Here is a 23,567-nt window from a genome sequence, read left to right on the forward strand (position 1 = left end):
TCCTCTTGTGTGATGTCAGTGATTCTTACGAGTCACTTGCGTAAGCGTCATAATCAATGTCAGTGAGTGACTCATTTGGATTCTCCCATTGGGACTTAGCCTTCTCAAAGGCAAGCCTTCCACATTCATCGGACATCCTATCTCGGAAGTGCTTGTACTTCACCATTTCTTTGATATCTCCTGCATTTTGTGAACTCCACATAATTTTGTAGTCATTTGGAGCTTCGGCGTCCTCAGAAAGTATTTCCAAGTCAAGCGCAGCCGTTATCAGATTCTCAACTTTCTCATGTACAATATCTTCGATTTCTGACCGATTGCTACCCAGTTCGATTTTGCTACGGTAGCACTCATGAAACTCAGATGCCTTCAATTCCTTAGGGTTATCCTTGTTTTCCCCTAAATGCTGAAGATAGATTCGCATACAGACTTCTCCGATTGGGAATATAGGATTTGACGTCAAGCAGTAACGAATATCATCGTTTTCAACCCGAGTTACATCGATACCACGTTCACCGATTTCACGCAACTTTGCGTGGTGTACTGTACCGTTCTTATGATGAATTGTCTGGTCATTCTCTTCAGGTAGTTCACCCTCTACGAGCGACCAAATAGCATACTCATCAGGCTGAGTGGCTATTTTGACGACATCATAGTCAAGATCGATTAGGTCTCTGTCTCGTGTGAGAGTCAAGTATTGGACACTTCTGATGTTTTTAGATTCTGAATCCAAGTGAGATTTTAGACGGTTTTTGTTATCCTCTGATTCAACTACAGTAGCGATACTGTTGATTTCTGTTGCTATCTTTTGAGAGTCCTCTGTACCGACGATACAAGAAACAAAGCAGAGGTGTATTTGACCATTAGCCTGAGATTTGGCTAATAATATCTCGGCGTCGGATTGTCCTGCCTCAAAAAGGGGGTTGACTATAGTGGTTTCAAACCCACTATCGCTACCATCAGCTCCATCTTTCGGAGAAAATCCGTCAACTACAGCCCTGAATAAGCGGTGTTTTGGTTGGACTTGCGATTCAAAGTTAGTCCGTAGACTATCAAGGATAAATTCTTCATCAAGAGATTTGTATATTCTATTATAGAGCCTTTTGAAATCCTTCTGGCTACTCTTGGGTATATTCTCATCTATCCAATCGTTTTCATCGTATTTCGACGGATCCCTCATACGACTTCGCGTGCCTCACACTCAGAATCAAAATGGTCGCTCACGAAATTGAAGATGCGAACAGATTGGTCAATGTCCGTCTGTTCCCTAGGGAATATCCGTATTTTATCATTTTTCGACTTTAGAGTTAGAAGTTCGTGAGATGAGTCATCAATAATCTCTGCTTGGAAAGAGTCTGCATCAGAGGCAGTCTGGAACTCAGAAACGTTGAATTCGTAAAAGTCCTCACTCAGATGGGACTCGAATCCCTCAAGTCCGGCTTTCTGAATTCCTCCATTCACTTTGATTTCCCACGGGGAGCTGATGTGCATCTCTCTATTCTCAAAGAATGTACTCTGCACATCACCAAATCCACCGGTATTGGCCGATTCTTTGATCGAGAGAGTTCTCTCCATTTCACGCTTTAACGCGCCCCAGAGGTCAAATATACTTCCTTTGACATGAACGAAGACACCATTCTGTTTAACTCGGAACTTAAACCGGTGTGGCCGCTCAAAGACCATAATCTTAGGAAGAATCCCATAATTGTACCTCATTTCCTTATAGGTCTCAATGCCATCTATTCCGCGGTACTGAATAGAACGTTCTACGTCAGGTCGACGACGAGCCGGAGTATTCGAGTCATACGACCTTCTGGCGCTGAAGTAGGGGATAATCAGGTCATCGTATTCAGAGACAAGCCGCTTTCTCAAATTATCTATTGCCCTTTTAGGAAGTTGAAGTCTCCCTACGTCCTGTGTCTCCTGCAGAAAGGCCCAAATCGTCGGCGGGAGTTCGTCGGTCTTGTTCGCAGTCGTAAAGAATACCGGAAAATCATCCTGAAGATAAACGTAGGTGTAGACCGATTTTCCTTCGTATGAGGCTCGTAGAAGCTTCAAATCATCTGATTCCTCAGAGATGACAAAGTGGTCACTCAACTTGACAGCCTCCAGGAACTCTTGTTTATCTTTTAAATTATTCACCGCTGCGAATATGTTGAATTCACCTGACAGCGATGAGAGGTCCGCCTCTGTGTCAAGATAATGGACAAGATTATCCGCCGAAGTGAACCGACGGTCCATCAATTCTAGGAAGTCGGGCTTCTGGCTCATAGAATCTCACCCACCACTTCGAATAGCGAGTTGAATTCTGGCGAGTACCCGTGCATAACTGATGATAAACCCTTTCATAGAAAGTCCTTATGCAAAACGACTAACTGATAAACGAGTTAGAATCGATTATCTGGTTACGCCTGAGAGAGATATCTTCGATATCGTCATAGAGGTCTTCCTGATCTGCGTCCGAAACCTCTTCGTTTCTCACATCCTCAATTATCGATTTGTACCTCATTACCTTGGAATAGAACTCTACGACCTCCTCCAGTTCCTTAGTGTTAAAGAATGATCCAAGTAAGCCTATTTGGCCCGTGTTATTTTCGTAGACGACGGTAGGTATCGAGTTGGGAGCGGGGACATCATCCGGTTGAAGAGGACGTGAAGAAGGATCTGTTGAGATTCCGTCCATCTGGTCAGCACACTTCTTTATACCATTCATCTGTCTCACCTCAGTGAGCAGGGCTATTCGAAGTTTTCTCCTCTCCCAGGCTTGTCGGGCGGAATAGACTATCAACGCCGCAATGACGGACACTGCGATACCGACGAGTGTCGAGTCCGGTAATCCAGAAGAAACGGACTGAGCAGCCGTAGTTGTGACTTGAACGCTGTCCGGAGTAGTGGGGACCGTTACAGGAGTCATATTGATTATCAGTCTGCGTTGCTATCTGCTGGTGTAGCGAATGACATAAGATGCGTTGATAACTCTTCTAACAGTGACTCATGAGTTGAAGTGACATACGATACTTTCCCTTATTATCGCGCTTAAGGATAAATTTGTGTAGGTAGTCTTTAGTATCTCTCCTACGGGGAAGGGACATGGCAGGTCCATTGGAAGTAAAGAGAAGAGAATGGAGACCGTCTATGAAAGATGATCCACTGGCGGTTGATATTGAAGATAGAAGACATACTGCATCCCAAATAGATACTCATCCAGCGGATATTGAAACTCTTGATTCGTATGAAGAACGAATTGGAGATTATAAAGCAAGAGGATTTACGTATATACCAATGCCGAAAAATGGTAAATATTATAACACAGAAGAAGGGTGGATTAGGGACCTGAATTCTAGCCAATTGATTGACGAAGAAACACATCTGCTGGAGGTTTTACGCTTGTTACAGGAAGAAGCGTTTTTGCTGGTGGATTATTCTTCAATAAGTGCTGTCCTGATATATGAGGGAGATGAGCCTTACCTCCTTTACGGACAAAAGGATGAGGGCAAAGAGTACACATCAAGTGAATATGCAAGATATGTTGATAGTTTAGAAGAAGAACGAACAAAAGATGCTCATTTCTATACTATTGGTGAAGCGAAAGAGGAATTCCCGGAATTAGCCGAATTGATCGATAGACAAGCCTGGGAACATATAGAGCATGATGAAGACCGATATGGGATAATTACCCTGGCAGATGTTAACCGAAGGGGAGTCAAACTGATGATATATGTTGTTTTATCTGGACTAGTGTCTAAACTATCGCATAAGATAGAGGATGAATATCCTGAGTCCGAGCCAATATTGAAATATTTGCGAGCTGACACCATTGGCAGATGGTACAAGAATCAAATGGAGGGGCTAGAAATCCACGCTGCCGAACAAATGCATATGATCGAAATAATGCAGGTAATTCAGGCATCTGATGAATCTTTTGTGAAGGAATGTGGATTTGATTCGAAAAGTGAAGTACAGGACTTAAATTCTATCAATGAAATTCGGAACAGCGTAATGCATGCCAACCGATCACTTATTTACGATAGGCGTGATATTGAAGATATCCTGACAGCAATCAAGAGGGCTCAGGAGATCGTTTCCAATATCTCCTAAACACATATATTGTATATTTCTGCAATTACCGCGCGTTCGACGTTCCCGACGACGACGCGGCGTTCGAGGCGGCGGCAGCCGAACTGATGCCCGAGGGCGAGTCGCGCGTCTGGAACAACGCCATCATGGAACTCGGCGGCGTCGCCTGTACGAAGACGCCGACCTGCGACGAGTCGGGGTGTCCGTGGCGGAAGTGGTGTCACGCCTACGAAACCGGTGACTTCACCGCGCCGGACGTCCCGACGCAACCGAGTTTCGAGGGGAGTCGACGGCAGTTTCGCGGGCGGGTGATTCGGATTCTCGGCGAGTACGACGAACTCGCGCTCGACGCGCTCGGCCCGCGAGTCCGCGTCGACTACGGCGGCGAGACGGGTCGCGAGTGGCTGCGCGGGTTGGTCGGCGACCTGGCGAGCGACGGCCTCGTCGAAGTCGTCGCGGTCGGTGGCGAGGACGAGGGTGAGAGCGGGAGCGACGAGACGCTTGTTCGTCTCCGACGCTGAGCCCTCGGTTCGGGTGACTTCGAGGTACGCGTAGCCGTCGGTCTGTCGACGCGTGAGTTCGGCGACGGCCTCCTCGACGGCGACGACGCTCGGAGGGATGAGTGTGGGGTGACGACTACTCGGCCGTACAGTTTTGTCGGGCGGCATCCGAGAACTCGTCATGCCGACACACGTCGTCGCCGTCTGCGGGAGTCTCCGAGAGCGAAGCTACACCCGACTGTCGCTGCAGCGCGCGCTCGAAGCCGCCGAAGAGGCCGGCGGAACCGGTGAACTGGTCGACCTTCGGGAGTTCGACCTCCCGATGCTGGACGCCGACGAGCGGACCGCGGGCGACGCCGAGCGGTTGCGTCGAACGCTCCGCGAAGCGGACGCGGTCTTGCTCGGGACGCCGGTGTACCATGGGTCGTACTCGGGCGTGCTGAAGAACGCGCTCGACTACTGCCGGTTCGACGAGTTCGAGGGGAAGACGGTCGGACTGCTCGCCGTCGCCGGCGGCGCGTTCCCGGTGACGGCGCTCGACCACCTCCGCTCGGTCTGCCGGGCGTTCAACGCCTGGGTGCTCCCGCACCAGGTCGCCGTCCCGCGCGCCAGTGGCGCGTTCGAGGACGGGGAGTTCGTCGACGAGCGACTCGACTCGCGCGTCGCCACGCTCGGACGGCGCGTCGTCGAGTACGCGACCATCGAACCCGACCCGCCGACGTTCGAGAGCGACCAGAACGTCGGCGCGGGCGAACGCTCCGCGGAGTGACTCGGGCAGAGAACTCAGTCCGTCTCGGCGCGGGTGAGGTCCGCCGGCAACCACGACGGTTGTCGGCGTCGCTCCTCGAACTCCGCCGAATCGTCGCCCGCGAGCGCTCGCGCGTCGACCGCCGAGTAGACGCTGCCGTCTCGGTGAAAGACGCCGTTGATTCGGCCCTTCTCGCGCTGGTCGGGGAGGTACGCCGGTTTCAGCATGAGCGACCAGAAGAAGTCGCCGTCGACGGGGCCATCGCGGATGGTCCCGGCGAGCGACGCGTAGTTCGGGAGGAACTTGTTCGGCGGCTCTTTGCGCGTACGCTGCCACTCGGTGAGCCACACCGGTCTGCCGTGGTCGTCGGCGAACTCGCGGGCGTTCTGCATCCGCTCCTCCATCTTTTTCGCCGTCGGCGGTAGGTTGAGGTGGAACTGGAACACGTCGAGTTCGGGCTCGTCGTACAGCGCGTTGTATCTGAGACCCTTACAGCCCATCGTCAGCGGCACGTCCGCTCGGTTGTCGTCGGCGACGCGGAGCATCCGACGCGCGAACTTCAGGCGTCGGTCCCAGTCGCCGGGTTCGTTCATGATTTCGAGCGCGAGCAGCGCGTCGTCGTCGCCGTAGCGGTCGACGAACCACTCGACGTACTCGCGCGGACCGCCCGCTCGCCGACCGAATCGGTCGTCGCCGTCGCGTCCTTCCTCGGCGTGTGTCGCGTCGTCGCCGAGGCCGAGCGCCCGCTTCGCCTCCGAGAGGACGCCGCCGTCTCGGTCGTCGCCGTCCCCGCTTCCGCGGCCGTCGTCTCGACCGCTCCACCGACTCTCGTCGTTGATGACGTCGTGCGACGGCGACCGGACGGCGCAGGCGGTGTGCGGGTCGCGGTCGCGACGGCGTTCGCGCGTCGGCTCCTCGCCCGCGCTCTCGAAGAGAATCGGGACGATTCGAAGTCCCTCCTCCTCGGCGGTCGACAGCAGGTTGTCGACGCGTCGTTCCATCGCCTCGGGGGCGTCGAACCAGTACTCGTAGCTGAGAAAGAGGCGGAGTGCGTCGCGGTTCAGTCGCTTGGCGAGGCGAAAGTCGCGCTCGGTCTCGTCGGGGTCGTACGCCTCCCAGAACTGGTAGGCGTTGAACGCCCGCGCGGGGACGTACACCGCGCCCCGAACGTCCGAGAGAGCTCGGTCGCTGGCGGTCGTCATGGTGTTGACGGGTGCCACTCGGAGTCGGTTATCGGTTCGGTGCGATGCGACGACAGTCCGACGAAGAAGACAATCGTTTTGGTCTCGCTCGCACCGAGGACACCTCATGCACGCCATCACCCGGAGCGGATGGGTCGAACTCATCACCGGCTCCATGTTCTCCGGAAAGACCGAGGAACTGCTGCGACGCCTCCGTCGCGCCGAGATCGCGGGACAGGAGGTGGCGGTGTTCAAACCGGCCATCGACGACCGCTACGGCGAGACGACCATCGGGTCGCACAACGGTCGGCAGTGGGAGGCGGCCGTCGTCGACAACGAGGGCGAGGGCGTCTGGCAGATGCTCGACGACCTCAACGGCGAGCAGGTCGTCGCCGTCGACGAGGCGAACTTCTTCTCGGAGACGCTGGTCGAGGTGTGCGAGGCGCTCGCCGCCGACGGCCGCCGCGTCATCGTCTCCGGAACCGACCAGACGTTCCGCGGCGAACCGTTCGACCCGGTTCCGCAGTTGATGGCGCTGGCCGAGTACGTCGACAAGCTACAGGCGATCTGTACGGTCTGCGGCGAACCGGCGACGCGGAACCAGCGGCTCATCGACGGCGAACCCGCCCACGTCGACGACCCCACCATCATGGTCGGCGCCGAGGAGTCGTACGAGGCGCGCTGTCGGAACTGTCATACCCTCCGGAGCGACTAGGTCGACCGTGACTACGTGGGTGGAGAATCCCCGGAACGGTCGCGACCGCGGCCCGCGCGGCCTCGCCCGCGCGTGGGTCGAGGTGCTGATTCGCCCGCGGCGCTTCTTCCGCAACGGCGTCGCCCCCGGCGACCAGGCACCGGGGCTGGTGTTCGGCGTGCTGGTCGCGCTCTGCTTCGTCGGCGGGATGCTCGCGTTCTCCAGCGAGACGGTGCTGGGGACGGAACTCGTCCCCCTCGTCGCCGACAGCCGAGCGGTGACGAGCCTCCTCGTACTGTTGGTCGTCGCGCTGTTCGTCGCGCCCGCGACGCTTCACCTGACGGCGGCGCTGCAGACGGTGCTTCTCGTCCTCGCGGTTCGGGACCGCGCGGGCGTCAGCGAGACGGTCCAGACCATCGCGTACGCGACCGCGCCGTGCGTGTTCGCCGGCGTCCCGATACCGGAACTCCGGGTCGTCTGCGCGCTCTACGGGGCCGGACTCCTGACCATCGGCATCAGCGAGATACACCGGACGTCGCTGTTTCGGGCGGCGCTCGTCTCGGCGATTCCGTCGGCGTTCGTCTTCGGCTTCGCCTTCCGTGGGCTCGGTCCGCTCGTGGCGCTCGCCGAGGAACTGCTCCGCTCGCTGACGCTCATCTGAGCGTCTCGGCCGGTACGGCGACCGTCGGCGCACCGCGAGGGCGACGCGGAATCTGAGAATTAGTCCGGGAATCGACAGACTCCGTCGGGGTCAGCGCCGACCCGCGTGAGCGAGCGTTCGCTCGAACGCGGCGCGTCGTCGCGGTTCGCCTCGCCGCTCGCTCGCAGAGGACTTTCGACAACCGTTTTAGGGCGGGGCCATTTTCTCCGAGCAAATGGGTACGTGTATCATTTGCGGCACGCCCGTCGAGGGCCGAATTTGCGACAGCCACCAGGAGGACGTCGTGTTCGAGTTCCGTGGTAACGAAGCTTCACAACTAACCCCCGGCCGCTTCTACAGCGGCGTCGTCGACGGCTACGCCGACTTCGGCGTGTTCGTCGACCTCGCGTCGGGCGTCACCGGTCTGCTCCACCGCAGCGAGCTGGACCGTCGATTGGAGAGTCTCGACTGGGAGCCCGGAGACACCGTCTTCGTGCAGGTCAAGAACGTCCGCGACAACGGCAACATCGACCTCGGTTGGTCGATTCGCCAGTCCGAGCGCGACTTCCGCGGTGCGCTCGTCCAGGACGCAGACGGTGACCACGACGCGGAGGAGAGCGACGAGAGCGGCGACGCGGAGGACGAAGTCGAGACGCCGACGGTCCGACACGGCAGCGCTTCCCGCGACGAGAGCAGCGAAAGCGACGAGAACGGCAAAAGCGACGAGAACGGCAAAAGCGACGGAAGCAAGGAGAGCAGCGAGAGCAGCGAGAACAGCGGGGCCGACGACCGAACCGGCGACGCACGCGAGGCCGAACCCACCGCCGACTACGAACGGGTCGAGATCGGCACGCTGAGTGACCGCGTCGGCCAGACCGTCCGCATCGAGGGCGAGGTCGTCAGCGCCCAGCAGACCGGCGGACCGACCGTCTTCGAGGTCCGCGACGAGACGGGCGTCGTCGACGCCGCCGCGTTCGTCGAGGCGGGCGTCCGCGCCTACCCCGAGGTCGACGTCGGGTCGGTCGTTCGCCTCGACGGCGAGGTCGAACTCCGCCACAACGAGATTCAGGTCGAAACCGAGGCGCTCGTCTCCCTCGAGGGCGACGACGCCGAGACGGTCCAGTCCCGCCTCGACGACGCGCTCCGCGGCCGCGCGCGCCCCGACGACGTGACGCCGCTCGCCGACCACGACGCCATCGCCGCGGTCGGCACCCAGTTGCAGGACGCCGCCGAGGAGATTCGCCGCGCCGTCTTCGAGTCCCGCCCCATCATCGTCCGCCACACCGCCACCGCCGACGGCTACGTCGCCGGCGCGGCCGTCGAGCGCGCCGTGCTCCCGCTCATCCGCGAGGAGCACGCCAAATCCGACGCCGAGTACCACTACTTCGACCGACGCCCGCTCGAAGAGGCCGTCTACGGCATGGACGCCGCGACCAACGACGTGACTCGGATGCTGCAGGACCGCGACCGACACGGCGAGAAACTGCCGCTCGTCCTCCTCGTCGGCACGGGTTCGACGGTCGAATCCAGCGACGGACTCGACCTGCTGAGCATCTACGGCGCCAAGCGCGTCGTCGCCGACGCCGCCGCCGTCGACGCCGAGATAGAGGAGTCCACCGACGTGCTCGTCTCGCCGGTGCTCGCCGACGCCGACGCGTCGGACCTCTCGACGGGCGCGCTCGTCGCCAACCTCGCCGCCGCCGTCAACGACGACGTGCGCGACGACCTGCGCCACCTCCCCGCGGTGAGCTACTGGGAGGACGCCCCGCAGGCGTACCTCGACGCCGCGACGGACGCGGGCTACGACGAGACGTACGTCCGCGAACTCCGCGAGGCCGTCGCGCTGGAGGCGTACTACCAGTCCTACGAGGACAAGCGCGAACTCATCACGGACCTGCTGTTCGACAACGGCGTCACGCCCGACGGCGAGGGCGAGAACGCGGGTAACCTCGCCAGCCACGTCTCCGAGCAGTTCCGCCTGAAACTCGACGCGGAAGTCGAGACGGCGAAGGCGAACCTCGAATCCCGCGAGGCTGAGGGCGTGCAGTTCGCCGTCCTCGACACGGACGCGTACACCCACCGCTTCGACTTCCCACCGACGGCGCTGCTTCTCGACGAACTCCACCGCCGCGAGCGCGAGGGCGAGAAATTCGTCACCGTCGGCGTCGCCATGGACGAACTCTACCTCCGCAGCACCGCCGACGTGGACCTCCGAGCGGTCGCCGAGGCCGCGCGCGAACGCGCCCCCGAGGCCGGAATCACGGCCGTCGGCATCCGCGAGGGCCGCATCGAGTTCCTCTCGGGTCGCCGCGAACAGGTGAAGGAAGCCGTCGTCGAAGCCGTCGCCGAGCAACTGGCGTAGACGGGGTCGAAACGCACCTTCTCTCGTCTCTGTCTCTCCCCCTCTCGTCTCCGTCTCTCTTCTCACCGCTCCTTTCTCGCCGCACCAGCCGCGTTCGACAGCGGTCGCGCCGTCACGTCTCGACCGTCGATTCCAGCGGTACCGAGTCGCGGCGGTACGCCTCGAAGACGCGGCGCGCCCACTCGCGGGCGATACCGTCGTCGGTGTCGACGAAGACGCGCATCGTCCCGGTCTCGTCGTCGTAACCGCCGATACCGACGCGGCCGTCGAAGATGGCGAGGCCGTACGGGAGCGCCTCGCGGGTCCGCAACGCGAGGTGTCCGTGTCCGATGGCGTCGGCGACCTGCTCGGGGTGCGTCGAGCGGAGCGTCTCGACGACGACGGGGAGGTAGATTAACTCGGTCTCGGTGTCGTCGAACAGCGAGGCGTAGAATCGCCCGACGCCCGGCGGGACCATGTGCGTCGTGTTGAACCCGCGGAAGGTGTTGCTGTTCTCCAGGAGTGAGAGGAACCGTTCGACGGGTTTGTAGGGGTCCTCGGGCGTCGGCGTCGTCACGACGGCGTCGGCGAACGGTTCGATGATGAACTCCTTGTGGTCGGGGCAGATACACTCCAAGAGCGGTTCGAGTCGGGCCGCCGCGCGGAGGTTCCGCTCGAAGCGAAGCACCTCCTCGGCGACCGTCTCCCCGTGCCCGGTGAGACCCCAAAGGCCGTCGCGACGCTCGGCCAACCCCTGTTGTTCGAGCCAACGCGTGAATCGGTGGCTGGTCGCGCGCGAGACGCCCAACTGCGTCTGGATGTCCCGCCTGTCCGACGGCCCCTCGATGAGCAGTTCCAGAAGTTCCCGGTGTCGGAGCACGTCCAGCAGTTCGTCCGTCTCCAGTCGTCGGCGTCCGGTCTCTCGCTCCAGCGAGTCCCGCCGGAGCGCGTACGACTGCTGGAGTAGCTCCTCGAATAGCGATGTTCCGTTCATTGTCTCCCCCGTGAGGTGCCCTCACAGAATCGGAGGCCGTGTCACGCCATAACCCTTGTCTCAGGGGTCGAGACACGTCGCTTCTCGGAGTATTACTCTCAGAAATTAACTATAGCAGGGTCGGTCGCCTCCGATTCTCTATGGCAGAGACAGCCGACACGACGACACCGACCCCGACCGACCGGACCGAAGCGCTCGCCGAGGAACTGTTCGCCGGCACGAACGCGGCCCTCACGCTGTTCAGCGTCTACCTCGGAACGCGACTCGAACTGTACGACGCGCTCGCGGCTGCGGGAGCGCAGACGTCCGCCGAACTCGCCGCGCGCACCGGAACCGACGAGCGGTACGTCCGCGAGTGGCTCGAACACCAGACCGTCTCGAACGTCCTCGCCGTCGACGACGAGCGCGCCCCGGCGGACGAGCGACGCTACTCGCTCCCCGAAGCGCACGAACCCGTTCTCGTCGACGCCGACAGCCTCTACTACCTCGCGCCGCTGGCGCAGGCGGCCGCCGGCCTCGTCGGTCCCTTAGAGGATGTCGTCGACGCCTACCGCACCGGCGAGGGCGTCGCCTTCGCCGACTACGGGGCTGACCTCCACGAGGGGCAGGCGGCGATGAACCGCCCGGCGTTCCTCTACCTGCTCGGCGAAGAGTGGCTACCGAGCATCCCCGACGTTCACGAGCGACTCTCCTCGGAGACGCCCGCCCGCGTCGCCGACATCGGCTGCGGCCACGGGTGGTCAAGCGTCGGTATCGCGCAGGCGTACCCGAACGTCAGAGTCGACGGCTACGACCTCGACGAGGCGTCTATCGACGCGGCGAGACGGAACGCCGAGGCGTACGGCGTCGCGGACCGCGTCACGTTCGAGGTGCGCGACGCCAGCGACCCGGAGTTAGAAGGCACGTACGACCTCGTCACCGCCTTCGAATGCGTCCACGACATGGCCGACCCGGTCGGCGCGCTGGCGACGATGCGCCGCCTCGCCAACGGCGACGGCGTCGTCGTCGTGATGGACGAACGCGTCGGCGACGAGTTCAGCGCCGACGCGGGCGAGATGGAGCAGTTCCTCTACGGCTGCAGCGTCTTCCACTGCCTGCCCGTCGGGCGCGTCGGCGAGCACTCGGCCGCGACGGGGACCGTGATGCGAACCGAGACGCTCCGCGGCTACGCCGAGGAGGCGGGCTTCGGGACGTTCGAGGTGCTGCCGATCGAGAACGAGTTCTGGCGGTTCTACCGCCTGGAGGCCTGAGATGAGCGCGACGGCTTCCACGGAAAAGGCGTCGGTCCCGTGGCGCTCGCCGGTCGTCCAGGTCGTCCTCGCGAGCACGCTGCTCGCGCCGCTGGGCGTCCCCTTGGTCAGTCCGGCGCTGCCGGTCATCAGAGACGTCTTCGGCGTGACGGACGCCGCGGCGAGCCTGCTCATCACCGCGTACTTCCTGACGGGCATCGTCCTCTCGCCGTTCATCGGGATGCTCGCCGACCGAATCGGCCGGCGGCGCGTGCTCGTCGTGAGCCTCCTGGTCTTCGGTCTCTCCGGCGGCGCGGTGTACGTCGCCGCCGACTTCGCGACGGTGCTCGCGCTCCGCCTCGTCGGCGGGACCGCGGCGGCGGGGGTGTTCATCACGACCGTCACCATCATCGGCGACGCGTTCGACGGCGTCCAGCGCAACGCCGTCCTCGGCGCGAACACGGCGTTGCTGTCGGCGGGCGCGGCGGCGTTTCCCATCGTCGGCGGCGCGCTCGTCGCCTACGGCTGGAACGTCCCGTTTCTCGCCTACCTGCTGGCCGTGCCGCTTGCGGTCGTCGCGTGGTTCGCCCTCGCCGATCTCGAACACGACACTGAACCCGAGGACGAGGGACCAGTCCGGTACCTTCGCGGCGTCGCGGCGTCGCTCGTCGCCTCCGGAACCGTCGTGTACTACGTCGCGACGTTCGCCGCGGAGTTCCTCTTCTTCGGCGCGGTGCTGACGACGCTGCCGTTTCTCCTGACGGGAACGTTCGCGCTCACGCCGCTTCTCGTCGGGCTGACGCTGACCGCGGCGGAGGTGGTCGCCGTCGGCGTCTCGGCGGCCAACGGCCGGTTCGCGGCGCACGCCTCCAACGGGACGCTCGTGGCCGCCGGCTTCGCCTGCGCGGCCGTCGGCCTCGTCATCGCGTGGGGCGCTACTGGCCTCGGCCCCGCGTCGGCGGTTTCGGGCGTGCTCGTCGTCGGCGTCGGCGTGCTGTTCGTCGGCGCGAGTGCGGGGCTCGTCCTCCCCTCCGTCGACGCCGAGGTGAGTCGGCTCGTCCCGACGCACTTCCGCGCCGGTGCGCTCAGTCTGCGCAACAGCGCCACGTTCCTCGGGCGCGCCGCCGGACCCGTCGTCTTCGCCGGCGTCGCCGTCGCGGCCGGCTACGCGACGTTGCTTCTGGCTGCGGGCGTCGCGTCGCTCGTTTGCGCCGTTGCGCTCGCGGTGCTGACCGGCCGCGTCGTCGACGATGCGGCCGACGAGGCGGTCGTCGACGAGGCCGTCACCGCGTCGGAGGCGCGCTGAAATGGCCGCCAAACGACGCGAGGACGGTTCTCCGCCGTTCACCGCCGCCGACATCCCCGTCCAGTCGTCGTGGCCGGAGTTGACCTGCTACGGCTGCGGCCCGGCGAACCCGCACGGCCACCACCTGCACAGCTATCTGAGCGACGACGGCGAGTCGCTGGTGGCAACGGTCGACCCCGACGCTCGGTACAACGCGGGTGCGCCGAACGTGATGTACGGCGGCTACGTCGCCTCGCTGCTCGACTGCCACTCGATATGGACCGCGATGACGTTCGCGGCACAGGCCGAGGGGATACCGCTCGACAGCGACCCGCACGTCGCCTACGTCACCGCCGAGTTGCGCGTCGAGTATCGGCGACCGACGCCGCTGGACCGACCGATTCGTCTCCGCGCGTGGGTCGACGGCGACGTGGGTCGGCGGATGCGTATCCGGAGCGAACTCGGCCCCGAGGGCGAGGTGACGGCGACGGGGACCGTCGTCGCGGTGCGGGTCGCCTGACGCCCGCGGCCGTCGACGCTCGGCACTCTGCGCTCGACGCTCGACCGTCGCCCCCGGGAGCGACACCCTTAACCCCGAAAACCGACGACACGGAGGTAATGAATCGACTCGTCGCCCACGCGGAGGTCCCACCGACGCGATGAGTACCGACAGCCCCGACGCCTCCGAAGAGGAACCCGAAGCGTTCCGCGAGGCGTGTGCCGAACTCGCCCGACGCATCGTCGACGGCGAGATCGACCGCGACGACCTCGAATCCGAGAAGCTGAGCGTCTGCTCGGAGTTCTCCTCGCCGAAGGTGCCGAAGAACGCCGAGATTCTCGAACACGCGCCCGACGAGCACCGCGACGACGTGAAGGAGGTCGTCCGCCGGAAACCCGTGCGGACGGCGTCGGGCGTCTCGCCGGTCGCCATCATGACGTCTCCCGAGATGTGCCCGCACGGGAAGTGTCTGTACTGCCCCGGCGGGCCGGCGTCGGAGTTCTCCTCCTCGCAGAGCTACACCGGCCACGAACCCGCCGCCGCCCGCGGGGTGCAGAACGACTACGACCCGTACGGGCAGGTGACGCTCCGGCTCGAACAGCTCCGGCACATCGGCCACCCCGTCGACAAGGTCGAACTCATCCTGATGGGCGGGACGATGACTGCGCGGAGCCACGACTACCAGGAGTGGTTCGTCAAGCGCGCGCTGGAGGCGATGAACGACTACGACCTCGACGAAGAGCCGGCGCCCGCCGAGGACCAGTCGTTCAAGCCCGACCCCGACGAGGTCGAGTTCCGCTACCTGGAGGACGTCATCGCCGAGAACGAAACCGGAGACATCCGGAACATCGGGACGACGTTCGAGACCAAACCCGACTGGTGCGACCCCGAGCAGATAGACAGAATGCTCGACCTGGGCGCGACGAAGGTGGAAGTCGGCGTCCAGACGACGTACGAGCGCATCAACCGCGAGATGCACCGCGGCCACGGCAATCAGGCCTCCATCGACGCCAACCGCCGCCTCCGCGACGCGGCGTTCAAGGTCGGCTTCCACATGATGCCCGGTCAGCCGGGGATGACCCGCGAGATGTGCATCGAGGACTTCCGCCAGCTGTTCGAGAACCCGCAGTGGCGACCCGACTACCTCAAAATCTACCCGACGCTCGTGGTCCGCGGGACGCGCATCTACGACTGGTGGCGGCGCGACGACTTCGACCCGCTGACGAACGAGGAGGCCGCCGACATCGTCGCCGAGGCGATGGGGAAGATTCCGAAGTACACGCGCCTCCAGCGCGTCCAGCGCGACATCCCCGCGGACTTCATCGACGCCGGGGTCTGGAAGTCGAACCTGCGTCAGTTGGCCGAACAGCGCGCCGAAGAGCGAGGAATCGAACTCCGCGACATCCGCGCCCGCGAGGTGGGGATGAACGAGGCGAACCCCAACCCGGAGGACGTGGAACTCGACGTGATGACGTACGAAGCCGGCGGCGGCGTCGAGAAGTTCATCAGTTTCGAGGACACCGAACAGGACTTACTCGTCGGCTTCTGTCGGCTCCGCTTCCCGTCGTACTCGCACGCCGCCCCCGACGGCGGCGCGGAACTCTCCGCGCGCGACCCGGTGCGTCGCGAACTCGAAGACGCGGCGCTCGTCCGCGAACTCCACGTCTACGGGAGCGAGGCGGGCATCGGTGCGGAGGGCGAATGGCAGCACAAGGGCTACGGGAAGAAGCTGTTGAGAGAGGCCGAGGATATCGCCACAGACGCCGGATTCGAGAAGATTTCGGTCATCTCCGGCATCGGCGTCCGGCAGTACTACCGCGAGAAGATGGGCTACCATCAGGACGGACCGTACGTCAGCAAGCGGCTGTAGCTGTCCTCGTCACCGCTCCGTGAGCGAGTGAAACGAGCGAACGGGTCGAGGAGGAGCGGAGACGCCACCGGCGTCGGAGTGACCGACGAGCGCTTTTGGCCGAGCTTTTGCCGAGGGCCGCTTGCGGCCCGTAGCGCAAAAGGTCGTCGTGGCATCGGCGTCCGGCAGTACTACCGCGAGAAGATGGGCTACCACCAGGACGGTCCGTACGTCAGCAAGCGGCTGTAGCTGTCCTCGACGCCGCTCCGTGAGCGAGTGAAACGAGCGAACGGGCCGAGGAGGAGCGGAGACGGACGGCCGCACGCGGACGAGACCGTCTCGCGAACGGACCGTGCCACTTCTCTGAGATACCGTTGTCGATTATTGTACGTCACTGCGGAAGAACTGCCAAATGAACCAATTTGTTCGCCACAATTTCCAAAATTTTTGAAGTAGTAGAGACTTTTGATGGTAGAACACCAGATACTGCATGGAGGAAACTCGAAATGATAGACACGTCACGTCGAACAGCACTGAAAGTTCTCGGGGGGAGCGCACTAGCGTTGGGAGCGGGGTCCCAAACCGTCGCCGCACAGCAGCAGCAAACCGTCCGGGCGAGGGCGGTCCACGCGTCGCCAGACGCGCCAGCCGTCGACGTCTACATAGACGGCGACGCCGCGGTCGAAGGTCTGGAGTTCCAGGACGTCAGTCCGTACCTGTCGGTCCCGGCCGGGACGTACCAGATCGCCATCGCCCCCGCGGGTGCCGGCGAAGACCAAGCGGTGATAGACCAGGAGGTCTCACTCGAGAAGGGTAACTACTCGCTGGCTGCCATCGGGCAGGTGAGCGACGGAAGCATCCAGCCGCTCGTTACGCGGACGCCGGTCATCCACGGTCAGGCGGGACAGGCGTTAGCGGTCGCGCAAGCAGTGCACGCGGCGCCCGACGCGCCACCGGTCGACGTGACGGCCGTCGTCGAGGACGAACAGCTCAACCGGCAGCTACGGATGCTCCCGCCGGAGCTGGTGATGGGTATTCCGGAGAGCCAACTCCGGTTCACCGACGAGGACCAGGCCGAACTGACGCTCATCGACGGGCTCAGTTTCGGTAACGCGAGCGACCCGCTGCCGGTGCCGGCGACCGAGTACACCCTGCAGATTCGCGCCGCGACGCCGAGCAACGACGGCGACGTGGTAGCGAGCGTTCCCGTCGCACTCGACGGTGGCGTCAGCTACACCGCCTTCGCCTCCGGCTACCTCGAACCGCCGCAGGAGATCGTCGACGAGCTCGGTAACCGCGACTTCGAGCTGTTCTTCGGGACGACCGAATAGACGCCGACGAGCGGTCGCGGGAACGACACGCCTTTTTTGCCGCCGCGGGAACCGAACGACATGGACCCAAAGCGGGAGCTTTCGAGCATCGACCTCGCCGCGCTCGTCACCGAGCTGCGCCGATACGAGGGCGCGAAGGTCGACAAGGCCTACCTGTACGGCGACGACCTCCTGCGCCTCAAGATGCGGGATTTCGACCGCGGCCGCGTCGAGCTGCTCGTGGAAGTCGGCGACGTCAAGCGCGCGCACGTCGCCGCCGCAGAGCACGTGCCGGACGCCCCCGGCCGCCCACCGAACTTCGCGAAGATGCTCCGCAACCGCCTGTCGGGCGCGGACTTCGCCGGCGTCGAGCAGTTCGAGTTCGACCGGATTCTCGTCTTCCGCTTCGAGCGACCGGACGCCGACACGGAGATCGTCGCGGAACTGTTCGGTCAAGGAAACGTCGCCGTCCTGGACGAGAACCGCGAAGTGGTGAGCAGCCTCTCGACGGTGCGGCTCAAATCGCGGACCGTCGCGCCGGGGAGTCAGTACGAGTTCCCGAACTCGCGGGTGAACCCCCTCGACGTGCGCTACGAGGCGTTCGCGCACAAGATGGACGACTCCGACACCGACGTCGTGCGGACGCTCGCGACGCAGCTCAACCTCGGCGGCCTCTACGCCGAGGAGGTGTGCAGTCGCGCGGGCGTCGAGAAGACGCTCGACATCGCCGACGCGGGCGACGAGCAGTACGAGAAACTGTACGACGCGCTCGGCCGACTTCGAGACCAACTCACCCAGGGGGAGTTCGACCCGCGCGTCTACCTCGAAGACGACGCCGTCGTCGACGTGACCCCCTTCTCGCTCGAAGAGCACGAATCCGAAGGGTTGGACGCCGAGGCGTACGACTCGTTCAACGAGGCGCTCGACGAGTACTTCTACCGCCTCGACCGCAGCGACGACGACGGGAGCGGCGGGAGCGGGGCCGCCGGCGACACCGGCAGACCCGACTTCGAAGAGGAGATAGAGAAGAAAAAGCGCATCGTCGAACAGCAGGAGGGCGCTATCAGCGGCTTCGACGAGCAGGCGCAGGAGGAACGCGAGCGCGCCGAACAGGTGTACGCGCGCTACGACCTCGTGAACGAGATTCTGACGACGATACGCGGCGCGCGCGAGCAGGGCGTTCCGTGGGACGAGATCGGCGAGAAGTTCGAGGAGGGGAAGGAACAGGGAATCGACGCGGCCGAGGCCGTCCGCGGCGTCGACGGCGCGAACGGCACCGTCACCGTCGCACTCGACGACACGACGGTGACGCTCGACGTGTCGATGGGCGTCGAGAAGAACGCCGACCGGCTGTACAAGGAGGCAAAGCGCGTCGAGGAGAAGAAGGAGGGCGCGCTCGAAGCCATCGAGAACACCCGCGAACAGCTGGAGGCGCTCGAAAAACGCCGCGAGGAGTGGGAGGCCGACGACGAGGACGAAGCGGCCGACGACGACGAGGACGACGAACGCGAGGAGATAGATTGGCTCTCACGGGAGTCGGTGCCGATTCGCCAGCAGGACCACTGGTTCGAGCGGTTCCGCTGGTTCCGCACCAGCGACGACTTCCTCGTCATCGGCGGGCGCAACGCCGACCAGAACGAGGAGCTGGTGAAGAAGTATCTCGGCAAAGGGGACCTCTTCTTCCACACGCAGGCCCGCGGCGGCCCGGTGACGATTCTGAAAGCGACCGGCCCGAGCGAGCCCGCCCGCGACGTGGAGATACCCGAGCGGAGCAGGGAGGAGGCCGCGCAGTTCGCCGTCTCCTACGCCTCCGTCTGGAAGGAGGGGCGCTTCGCCGAGGACGCGTACATGGTGACGCACGACCAGGTGTCGAAGACGCCCGAGAGCGGCGAGTACGTCGAGAAGGGGTCGTTCGTGATTCGCGGCGACCGGACGTACTACCGCGACGTGAAAGCCGAAGTCGCCGTCGGCATCGCCTGCGAACCCGAGACGCGCGTCGTCGGCGGACCGCCGTCGGCCATCGAACCGCAGGCCGAAACGTCGATTCGGGTCCGACCGGGTCGCTACGCGCAGAACGACATGGCGCAGATGTGCTACCGCGAACTCCGCAAGCGGTTCGCCGACCAGTCGTTCGTCCGTAAAGTTGCGAGCGCGGATAAGATTCAGGAGTTCCTCCCGCCGGGCGGCAGCGAGATAGTCGAGTAAAGGGGAGGGAAACCGTCCCGAACCCCGGACAATCCGTTTTCCACGGAGAAAGAGATATATCCTCACGAGGAGTATCAAGAGGCTGAGAACTACACGAGGAGCGTCGCGTTCGTCACGAACGCCCGAGCGACTCGCGGGGGTTCTCGGAGAACATCATGCTTACCGAATCACTCTCGTACGTGCGAAACAGCGACGACTGGGCGAAGAACGTCCTCATCGGCGGAATCCTCAGTCTGCTCGGCTTCCTCGTCGTCCCGACGTTCCTCGTCATCGGCTATCTGCTCCGCGTCGTCCGCAGTTCTATGCGCGGCGACGAGGAACCGCCCGCGTTCGACGAGTGGGGTGAGATGGGCGTCGACGGGCTGAAAGGGTTCGCTATCGCCCTCGCGTACGGCCTCGTCCCCGTGGTCCTGGCCGTCGTGTTCGCGGTGCTCGCCGGCCTGACGGCCAACGGCGGGAACGTCGGCGTCGTCAGCGGTCTCTTCGGTCTCGTCGGCGCGCTCCTCGTCTTCGTGACGGGGTTGGCCGTCGCCTACGCGCTGCCCGCCGGACTGGCGAACTACGCCGAGACCGGCCGGATGGGTGCCGCGTTCGACACCGGAACGCTCCGCTCGACGCTCACCTCCGGAACCTACGCGACGGCGTGGGTGACGGCGGTCGTCGTCTTCCTCGCCGCCGGCCTCGTCGCGGGCGCGTTGAACTTCGTTCCGGTGCTCGGCACCGTCGTCGGCGTGTTCGTCACGTTCTACGCCGCCGTCGCCGGCTACTACATCATCGGCCGCGCCTGGGGTGAGATGCACCCCGTGGAGCTGTCCGACGGTGAACTGTCCGACGGCGAGATATCCGACGAGCGCGCCGCCATCTGAGCGCCGCCGGCGACCGACTTGATTTTTTCTGACGGACCGCGTCGGAGGTACGGTTATGTGTCGACGGTTCGACTGTGCGAGTAGATGTTCCGCGACGCGCTGAACGCACCGGCCCGAACCGCCGACGCGATTCAGACGCTGTTCTTCGGTGGGTTTCTCTCGCTTCTGGCTCTCGCCTTTCCGCTCGGCTGGCTGGCGGCGGTCGCTACCGTGCCGCTTTCCGTCCTCGCGCTCCCGCTCGCAGTTCTACCGTCGCTGTTGCTTCGGGGCTACTACGTCCGGACGATGCAAGCGGGATTCGAGAGACGAGACGCCGCGCCGTCGTTCGTGCAGTGGAGCGGACTCGTTCGGGACGGAGTCCGGTCGTACGTCGTCGCATTCGTCTACTTGCTGCCGGTCGTCACGCTGTGGCTCCTCGTCGCAGCGACGGCGATACCAGTTCAGCTACGTGGCGTCGGGGGAGACGCTGGCGGAAGTTTGATCGCCATCTCGGCGGCGCTCTCGGCGGTCGTCAGCGTGCTCTACCTGCCACTCTTCGCGTACCTGTACCCGGCTGCGCTCGTGAGCTACGCAGCGACGGGGCGGCTCGGCGCGGCGTTCTCGCCGCGGACCGTCGGCCGCGTCCTCGTCGACCGGGAGTACGCAACCGGGTGGCTGCTGGCGAGCGGACTGCTGTCGGTCGTCGTCTTCGTCGGCCTCCCGCTGTCGCTGTTTCTCGTCGGCGTGGTCGCCGTTTTCTACCTCCAGACCGTCGTGTATTCGGTGTACGGTCGGGCCGCGCGGACGGCCCTGGCGACCGAACTCGACGGCGGGAGGCCGAAACCCGAGACGCCCCGACGCGAACCCGAAGCGACGGCGGCGGTCCAGGTCGGGCGAAGCGTTGCCTACACCGGGGATCGTCTCGAAGTCACCGTTCCGGTCGACAACCCGGACGACGCCGAGAGAACGTCTCCACGGGAATCGACCGACGACGCGCTGACGACCGACGACGCGCTGACGGCTGACGAGACGACCGAGTAGACGGAGGCCGTTCGGCGACGACGAGTCCGGGGGTGTCGCACTCCAGCGACGCGGAGCGATACCGTGAAGCGACTCGCTCGAAAACGACCCACCGATGCTACGGGAGTCGCTTCGGTATCCGCTCGGCGGCGACGGCGCAGCAGAGCGGATAATCGTCGGCGGCGGTCTCCACGTCGTCACCGCGTTCGTCCCGCTCGTGCCGCTGATTCTGGTGTTCGGCTACCTCGTTCGGGTGCTCGACCACGTCGGCGACGGTCCCGCGGCGTTCAGAGACGGGACGCCGCCGGGATTCGGGGACTGGCGCGCACTCGTCGTCGACGGGGTGAAGGCGACGCTGGTGATTCTCTGCTACGTAGCAGGTCCGCTCGTCGTGCTGCTCGTAACCCTCGGTGGAGCGAGCGAACTCTCGCCGGAGACGTTGGCCGGAACGGCCAGTATCGCCGTCCTCGCCGGGTCGACGGCGGCGCTGCTCGCGGCGCTCGGTGTCGCGTACCTCCTCCCGGCGGCGCTTGCCGGGTACGCGCGTGAGCGTCGGGTGCGAGCCGCGTTCGACCGGTCTCTGCTTCGGACGACGGCGACCGACGCGCGCTACTTCGTCGCCGTCGTCGCCGCCGCCGGCCTCCTGAGCGTCGCTGCGGTGCTGTCGTCGTTGGGCGCACCTCGGTCGGTTCCCCGCTTCGTCGGCTTCTTCCTGTTGTTCTACGCGGAAGTCGCGGCGGCGGCGCTGGTCGGCCGCGTTCTCGGCGAGAGCGTCCCGGCGGGAGAGAACGTCCCGGCGGGGCGGACAGAGGCGGGTTGACGCACGGCTACCGCGACTGACTGGCGAACTGGCGGTCGTCGTCTCGGTCTGCGGGCGGCGACCACGCGACGGCTTCGACCCCGCTCCGATGGTTGCTCGGAGCGACCCGCAGTCAGGTTTCGACGCACGGGACGGTGTGGTCCCGTTATCCCTCATAAGGGTTCGTTGCGCGTCTCCTTCTGCACGTCGTCGGCTGTCACGGTCGCACGCGGCCGCGACTGCGACGATGCAAAGCCACCTTAACCCCCGAGGGCGAGATTCGAACATGCGAATCGCAGGCCGTGGTCGCGGCGAGGAGGGGCGCGAGCGCATCACGCTCGTCCCCGAGAACGTCGACGACCTCTGGCACCTCTCGTACGTACTCGAGCCCGGCGACCGCGTCTCGGGCGACACGACCCGGCGCATCCAGCGGGCCGACGACCAGATGCGCGACACCGGCGGCGAGCGCGAGCACCTCAACGTCACCATCGAAGTCGACGACGTGGAGTTCGCCCGCTTCGCCAACCGTCTCCGGGTCGGCGGCGTCATCGTCGGCTGTTCCCGCGAGGACCAACTCGGCCACCACCACACGCTCAACGTCGAGGAGCGCGGCGAGATAACCGTCGAGAAACACTTCAAGCCCGACCAGATAGACCGCATCGAGGAGGCCGAACGAGCCACCGAGAACCCCGACGTGGTCATCGCCACCGTCGAGGAGGGCGAGGCGTACATCCACACCGTCGCGCAGTACGGCACCGAGGAGTACGCGTCGTTCACCGCGCCGACGGGGAAGGGCGAGTACGCCCGCCCGCGGAGCGAGCTGTTCGACGAACTGGGCTCCGCGCTGTCGCACGTCGACGCCGACACCGTGATTCTGGCCGGCCCGGGCTTCACGAAGCAGGACGCCCGCGACCACATCGCCGACAACTACCCCGAGGTGGCCGAGAAGCTGACGACCGTCGACACCGCGAGCGTCGGCGACCGCGGCGTCCACGAGGTGCTGAAACGCGGGGCGGTCGACGACGTGCAGAAGGAGACGCGCATCGCCCGCGAGGCCGAGCGCATCGACGACCTGATGGAGCGCATCGCAGAGGGCGCGAAGGCCGCCTACGGCGTCGAGCAGGTGGCACAGGCCGCGGAGTTCGGCGCGATAGAGGAGCTGTTGATACTGGACTCCCGCCTGCGCGACGAGCGGCAGGGCCGCGGCGACTGGGAGCGGGACGTCAACGAGATAATCGAGACCGTCGAACAGAAGGGCGGCGAGGTCACGGTGTTCTCGGCGGAGTTCCAACCCGGCCAGCAGTTGAAGAACCTCGGCGGCGTCGCGGCGCTGCTCCGCTACCGGCTCGAATAG

General features: G+C 63.7%; 19 protein-coding genes and 2 pseudogenes. 16 read left to right on the plus strand and 5 right to left on the minus strand.

Features of this window, described 5'->3' with window-relative positions:
• Positions 1-25: 25 nt before the first annotated feature.
• From DV709_RS17825 to DV709_RS14835, 3 genes are all read right to left on the minus strand, one after another.
• Positions 26-1,177, minus strand: coding sequence for a hypothetical protein (locus DV709_RS17825; protein WP_157972751.1), 1,152 nt, complete (start codon positions 1,175-1,177; stop codon positions 26-28).
• Entirely contained in the window at positions 1,174-2,268 is a 1,095-nt protein-coding gene (locus DV709_RS14830; RefSeq protein ID WP_117595169.1) for a hypothetical protein, read from the minus strand. The genes DV709_RS17825 and DV709_RS14830 overlap by 4 nt, the downstream gene beginning before the upstream one ends.
• Before the next feature lie 100 nt (positions 2,269-2,368).
• Positions 2,369-2,911, minus strand: coding sequence for a hypothetical protein (locus DV709_RS14835; RefSeq protein WP_157972752.1), 543 nt, complete (start codon positions 2,909-2,911; stop codon positions 2,369-2,371).
• Positions 2,912-3,087: 176 nt separating this feature from the next.
• Between DV709_RS14835 and DV709_RS17830 the strand changes: the two genes are divergently transcribed.
• The 3 genes and pseudogenes from DV709_RS17830 to DV709_RS18425 form a co-directional block, all read left to right on the plus strand.
• Positions 3,088-4,095 (plus strand): hypothetical protein, encoded by a 1,008-nt coding sequence (locus DV709_RS17830; protein WP_157972753.1) that lies wholly within the window; start codon positions 3,088-3,090, stop codon positions 4,093-4,095.
• A gap of 26 nt (positions 4,096-4,121) precedes the next feature.
• Positions 4,122-4,595 (plus strand): annotated as a pseudogene (locus tag DV709_RS14845) (A/G-specific adenine glycosylase); the annotation flags it as partial.
• Between the two features lie 160 nt (positions 4,596-4,755).
• Positions 4,756-5,124, plus strand: a pseudogene (locus tag DV709_RS18425) (NADPH-dependent FMN reductase); the annotation flags it as partial.
• Between the two features lie 233 nt (positions 5,125-5,357).
• On the opposite strand, the gene DV709_RS14855 reads toward DV709_RS18425, so the two are convergent.
• Positions 5,358-6,524, minus strand: coding sequence for a glycoside hydrolase (locus DV709_RS14855; protein WP_117595174.1), 1,167 nt, complete (start codon positions 6,522-6,524; stop codon positions 5,358-5,360).
• A 106-nt stretch (positions 6,525-6,630) separates the two neighbouring features.
• Here DV709_RS14855 and DV709_RS14860 point away from each other — a divergent pair, with 106 nt between their 5' ends.
• From DV709_RS14860 to DV709_RS14870, 3 genes are all read left to right on the plus strand, one after another.
• Positions 6,631-7,218 carry a thymidine kinase gene (locus DV709_RS14860; RefSeq protein WP_117595175.1) on the plus strand — a complete coding sequence of 196 codons (588 nt, stop codon included), beginning with the start codon at positions 6,631-6,633 and terminating at the stop codon, positions 7,216-7,218.
• A gap of 7 nt (positions 7,219-7,225) precedes the next feature.
• A complete protein-coding gene (locus tag DV709_RS14865; protein ID WP_117595176.1) occupies positions 7,226-7,858 on the plus strand; it encodes a YIP1 family protein in 633 nt (210 codons plus the stop codon).
• A 214-nt stretch (positions 7,859-8,072) separates the two neighbouring features.
• Positions 8,073-10,199, plus strand: a complete 2,127-nt coding sequence (locus DV709_RS14870; protein WP_117595177.1) for a DHH family phosphoesterase — start codon at positions 8,073-8,075, stop codon at positions 10,197-10,199.
• Between the two features lie 112 nt (positions 10,200-10,311).
• On the opposite strand, the gene DV709_RS14875 is transcribed toward DV709_RS14870, so the two are convergent.
• Positions 10,312-11,172, minus strand: coding sequence for a helix-turn-helix transcriptional regulator (locus DV709_RS14875; protein ID WP_117595178.1), 861 nt, complete (start codon positions 11,170-11,172; stop codon positions 10,312-10,314).
• Positions 11,173-11,312: 140 nt separating this feature from the next.
• Here DV709_RS14875 and DV709_RS14880 point away from each other — a divergent pair, with 140 nt between their 5' ends.
• The 10 genes from DV709_RS14880 to DV709_RS14925 all read left to right on the plus strand — a co-directional run bounded on the left by DV709_RS14880 (position 11,313) and on the right by DV709_RS14925 (position 23,567).
• Positions 11,313-12,422: a class I SAM-dependent methyltransferase gene (locus tag DV709_RS14880; RefSeq protein WP_117595179.1), complete on the plus strand. Its 1,110-nt coding sequence runs from the start codon at positions 11,313-11,315 to the stop codon at positions 12,420-12,422.
• Position 12,423: 1 nt separating this feature from the next.
• Complete coding sequence (locus tag DV709_RS14885; protein ID WP_117595180.1) at positions 12,424-13,707, plus strand: MFS transporter; 1,284 nt, start codon at positions 12,424-12,426, stop codon at positions 13,705-13,707.
• 1 nt (position 13,708) lies between these two features.
• Positions 13,709-14,206 (plus strand): PaaI family thioesterase, encoded by a 498-nt coding sequence (locus tag DV709_RS14890; RefSeq protein ID WP_157972754.1) that lies wholly within the window; start codon positions 13,709-13,711, stop codon positions 14,204-14,206.
• Positions 14,207-14,345: 139 nt separating this feature from the next.
• Positions 14,346-16,055, plus strand: coding sequence for a tRNA uridine(34) 5-carboxymethylaminomethyl modification radical SAM/GNAT enzyme Elp3 (locus tag DV709_RS14895; RefSeq protein ID WP_117595182.1), 1,710 nt, complete (start codon positions 14,346-14,348; stop codon positions 16,053-16,055).
• Between the two features lie 485 nt (positions 16,056-16,540).
• The gene (locus tag DV709_RS14900; protein WP_117595183.1) at positions 16,541-17,365 is read left to right on the plus strand and encodes a DUF4397 domain-containing protein; all 825 of its coding nucleotides are present in this window, start codon (positions 16,541-16,543) and stop codon (positions 17,363-17,365) included.
• Between the two features lie 60 nt (positions 17,366-17,425).
• Positions 17,426-19,549, plus strand: a complete 2,124-nt coding sequence (gene rqcH, locus DV709_RS14905; RefSeq protein ID WP_117595184.1) for a ribosome rescue protein RqcH — start codon at positions 17,426-17,428, stop codon at positions 19,547-19,549.
• A gap of 155 nt (positions 19,550-19,704) precedes the next feature.
• A complete protein-coding gene (locus DV709_RS14910) occupies positions 19,705-20,415 on the plus strand; it encodes a DUF4013 domain-containing protein (protein ID WP_117595185.1) in 711 nt (236 codons plus the stop codon).
• A gap of 84 nt (positions 20,416-20,499) precedes the next feature.
• Positions 20,500-21,435 carry a DUF4013 domain-containing protein gene (locus tag DV709_RS14915; protein WP_117595186.1) on the plus strand — a complete coding sequence of 312 codons (936 nt, stop codon included), beginning with the start codon at positions 20,500-20,502 and terminating at the stop codon, positions 21,433-21,435.
• Between the two features lie 94 nt (positions 21,436-21,529).
• Positions 21,530-22,234 carry a DUF4013 domain-containing protein gene (locus DV709_RS14920; RefSeq protein ID WP_117595187.1) on the plus strand — a complete coding sequence of 235 codons (705 nt, stop codon included), beginning with the start codon at positions 21,530-21,532 and terminating at the stop codon, positions 22,232-22,234.
• Positions 22,235-22,499: 265 nt separating this feature from the next.
• Entirely contained in the window at positions 22,500-23,567 is a 1,068-nt protein-coding gene (locus DV709_RS14925; RefSeq protein WP_117595188.1) for an mRNA surveillance protein pelota, read from the plus strand.

Origin of the sequence: Haloprofundus halophilus, assembly GCF_003439925.1 — an archaeon.
GTDB lineage: Archaea > Halobacteriota > Halobacteria > Halobacteriales > Haloferacaceae > Haloprofundus > Haloprofundus halophilus.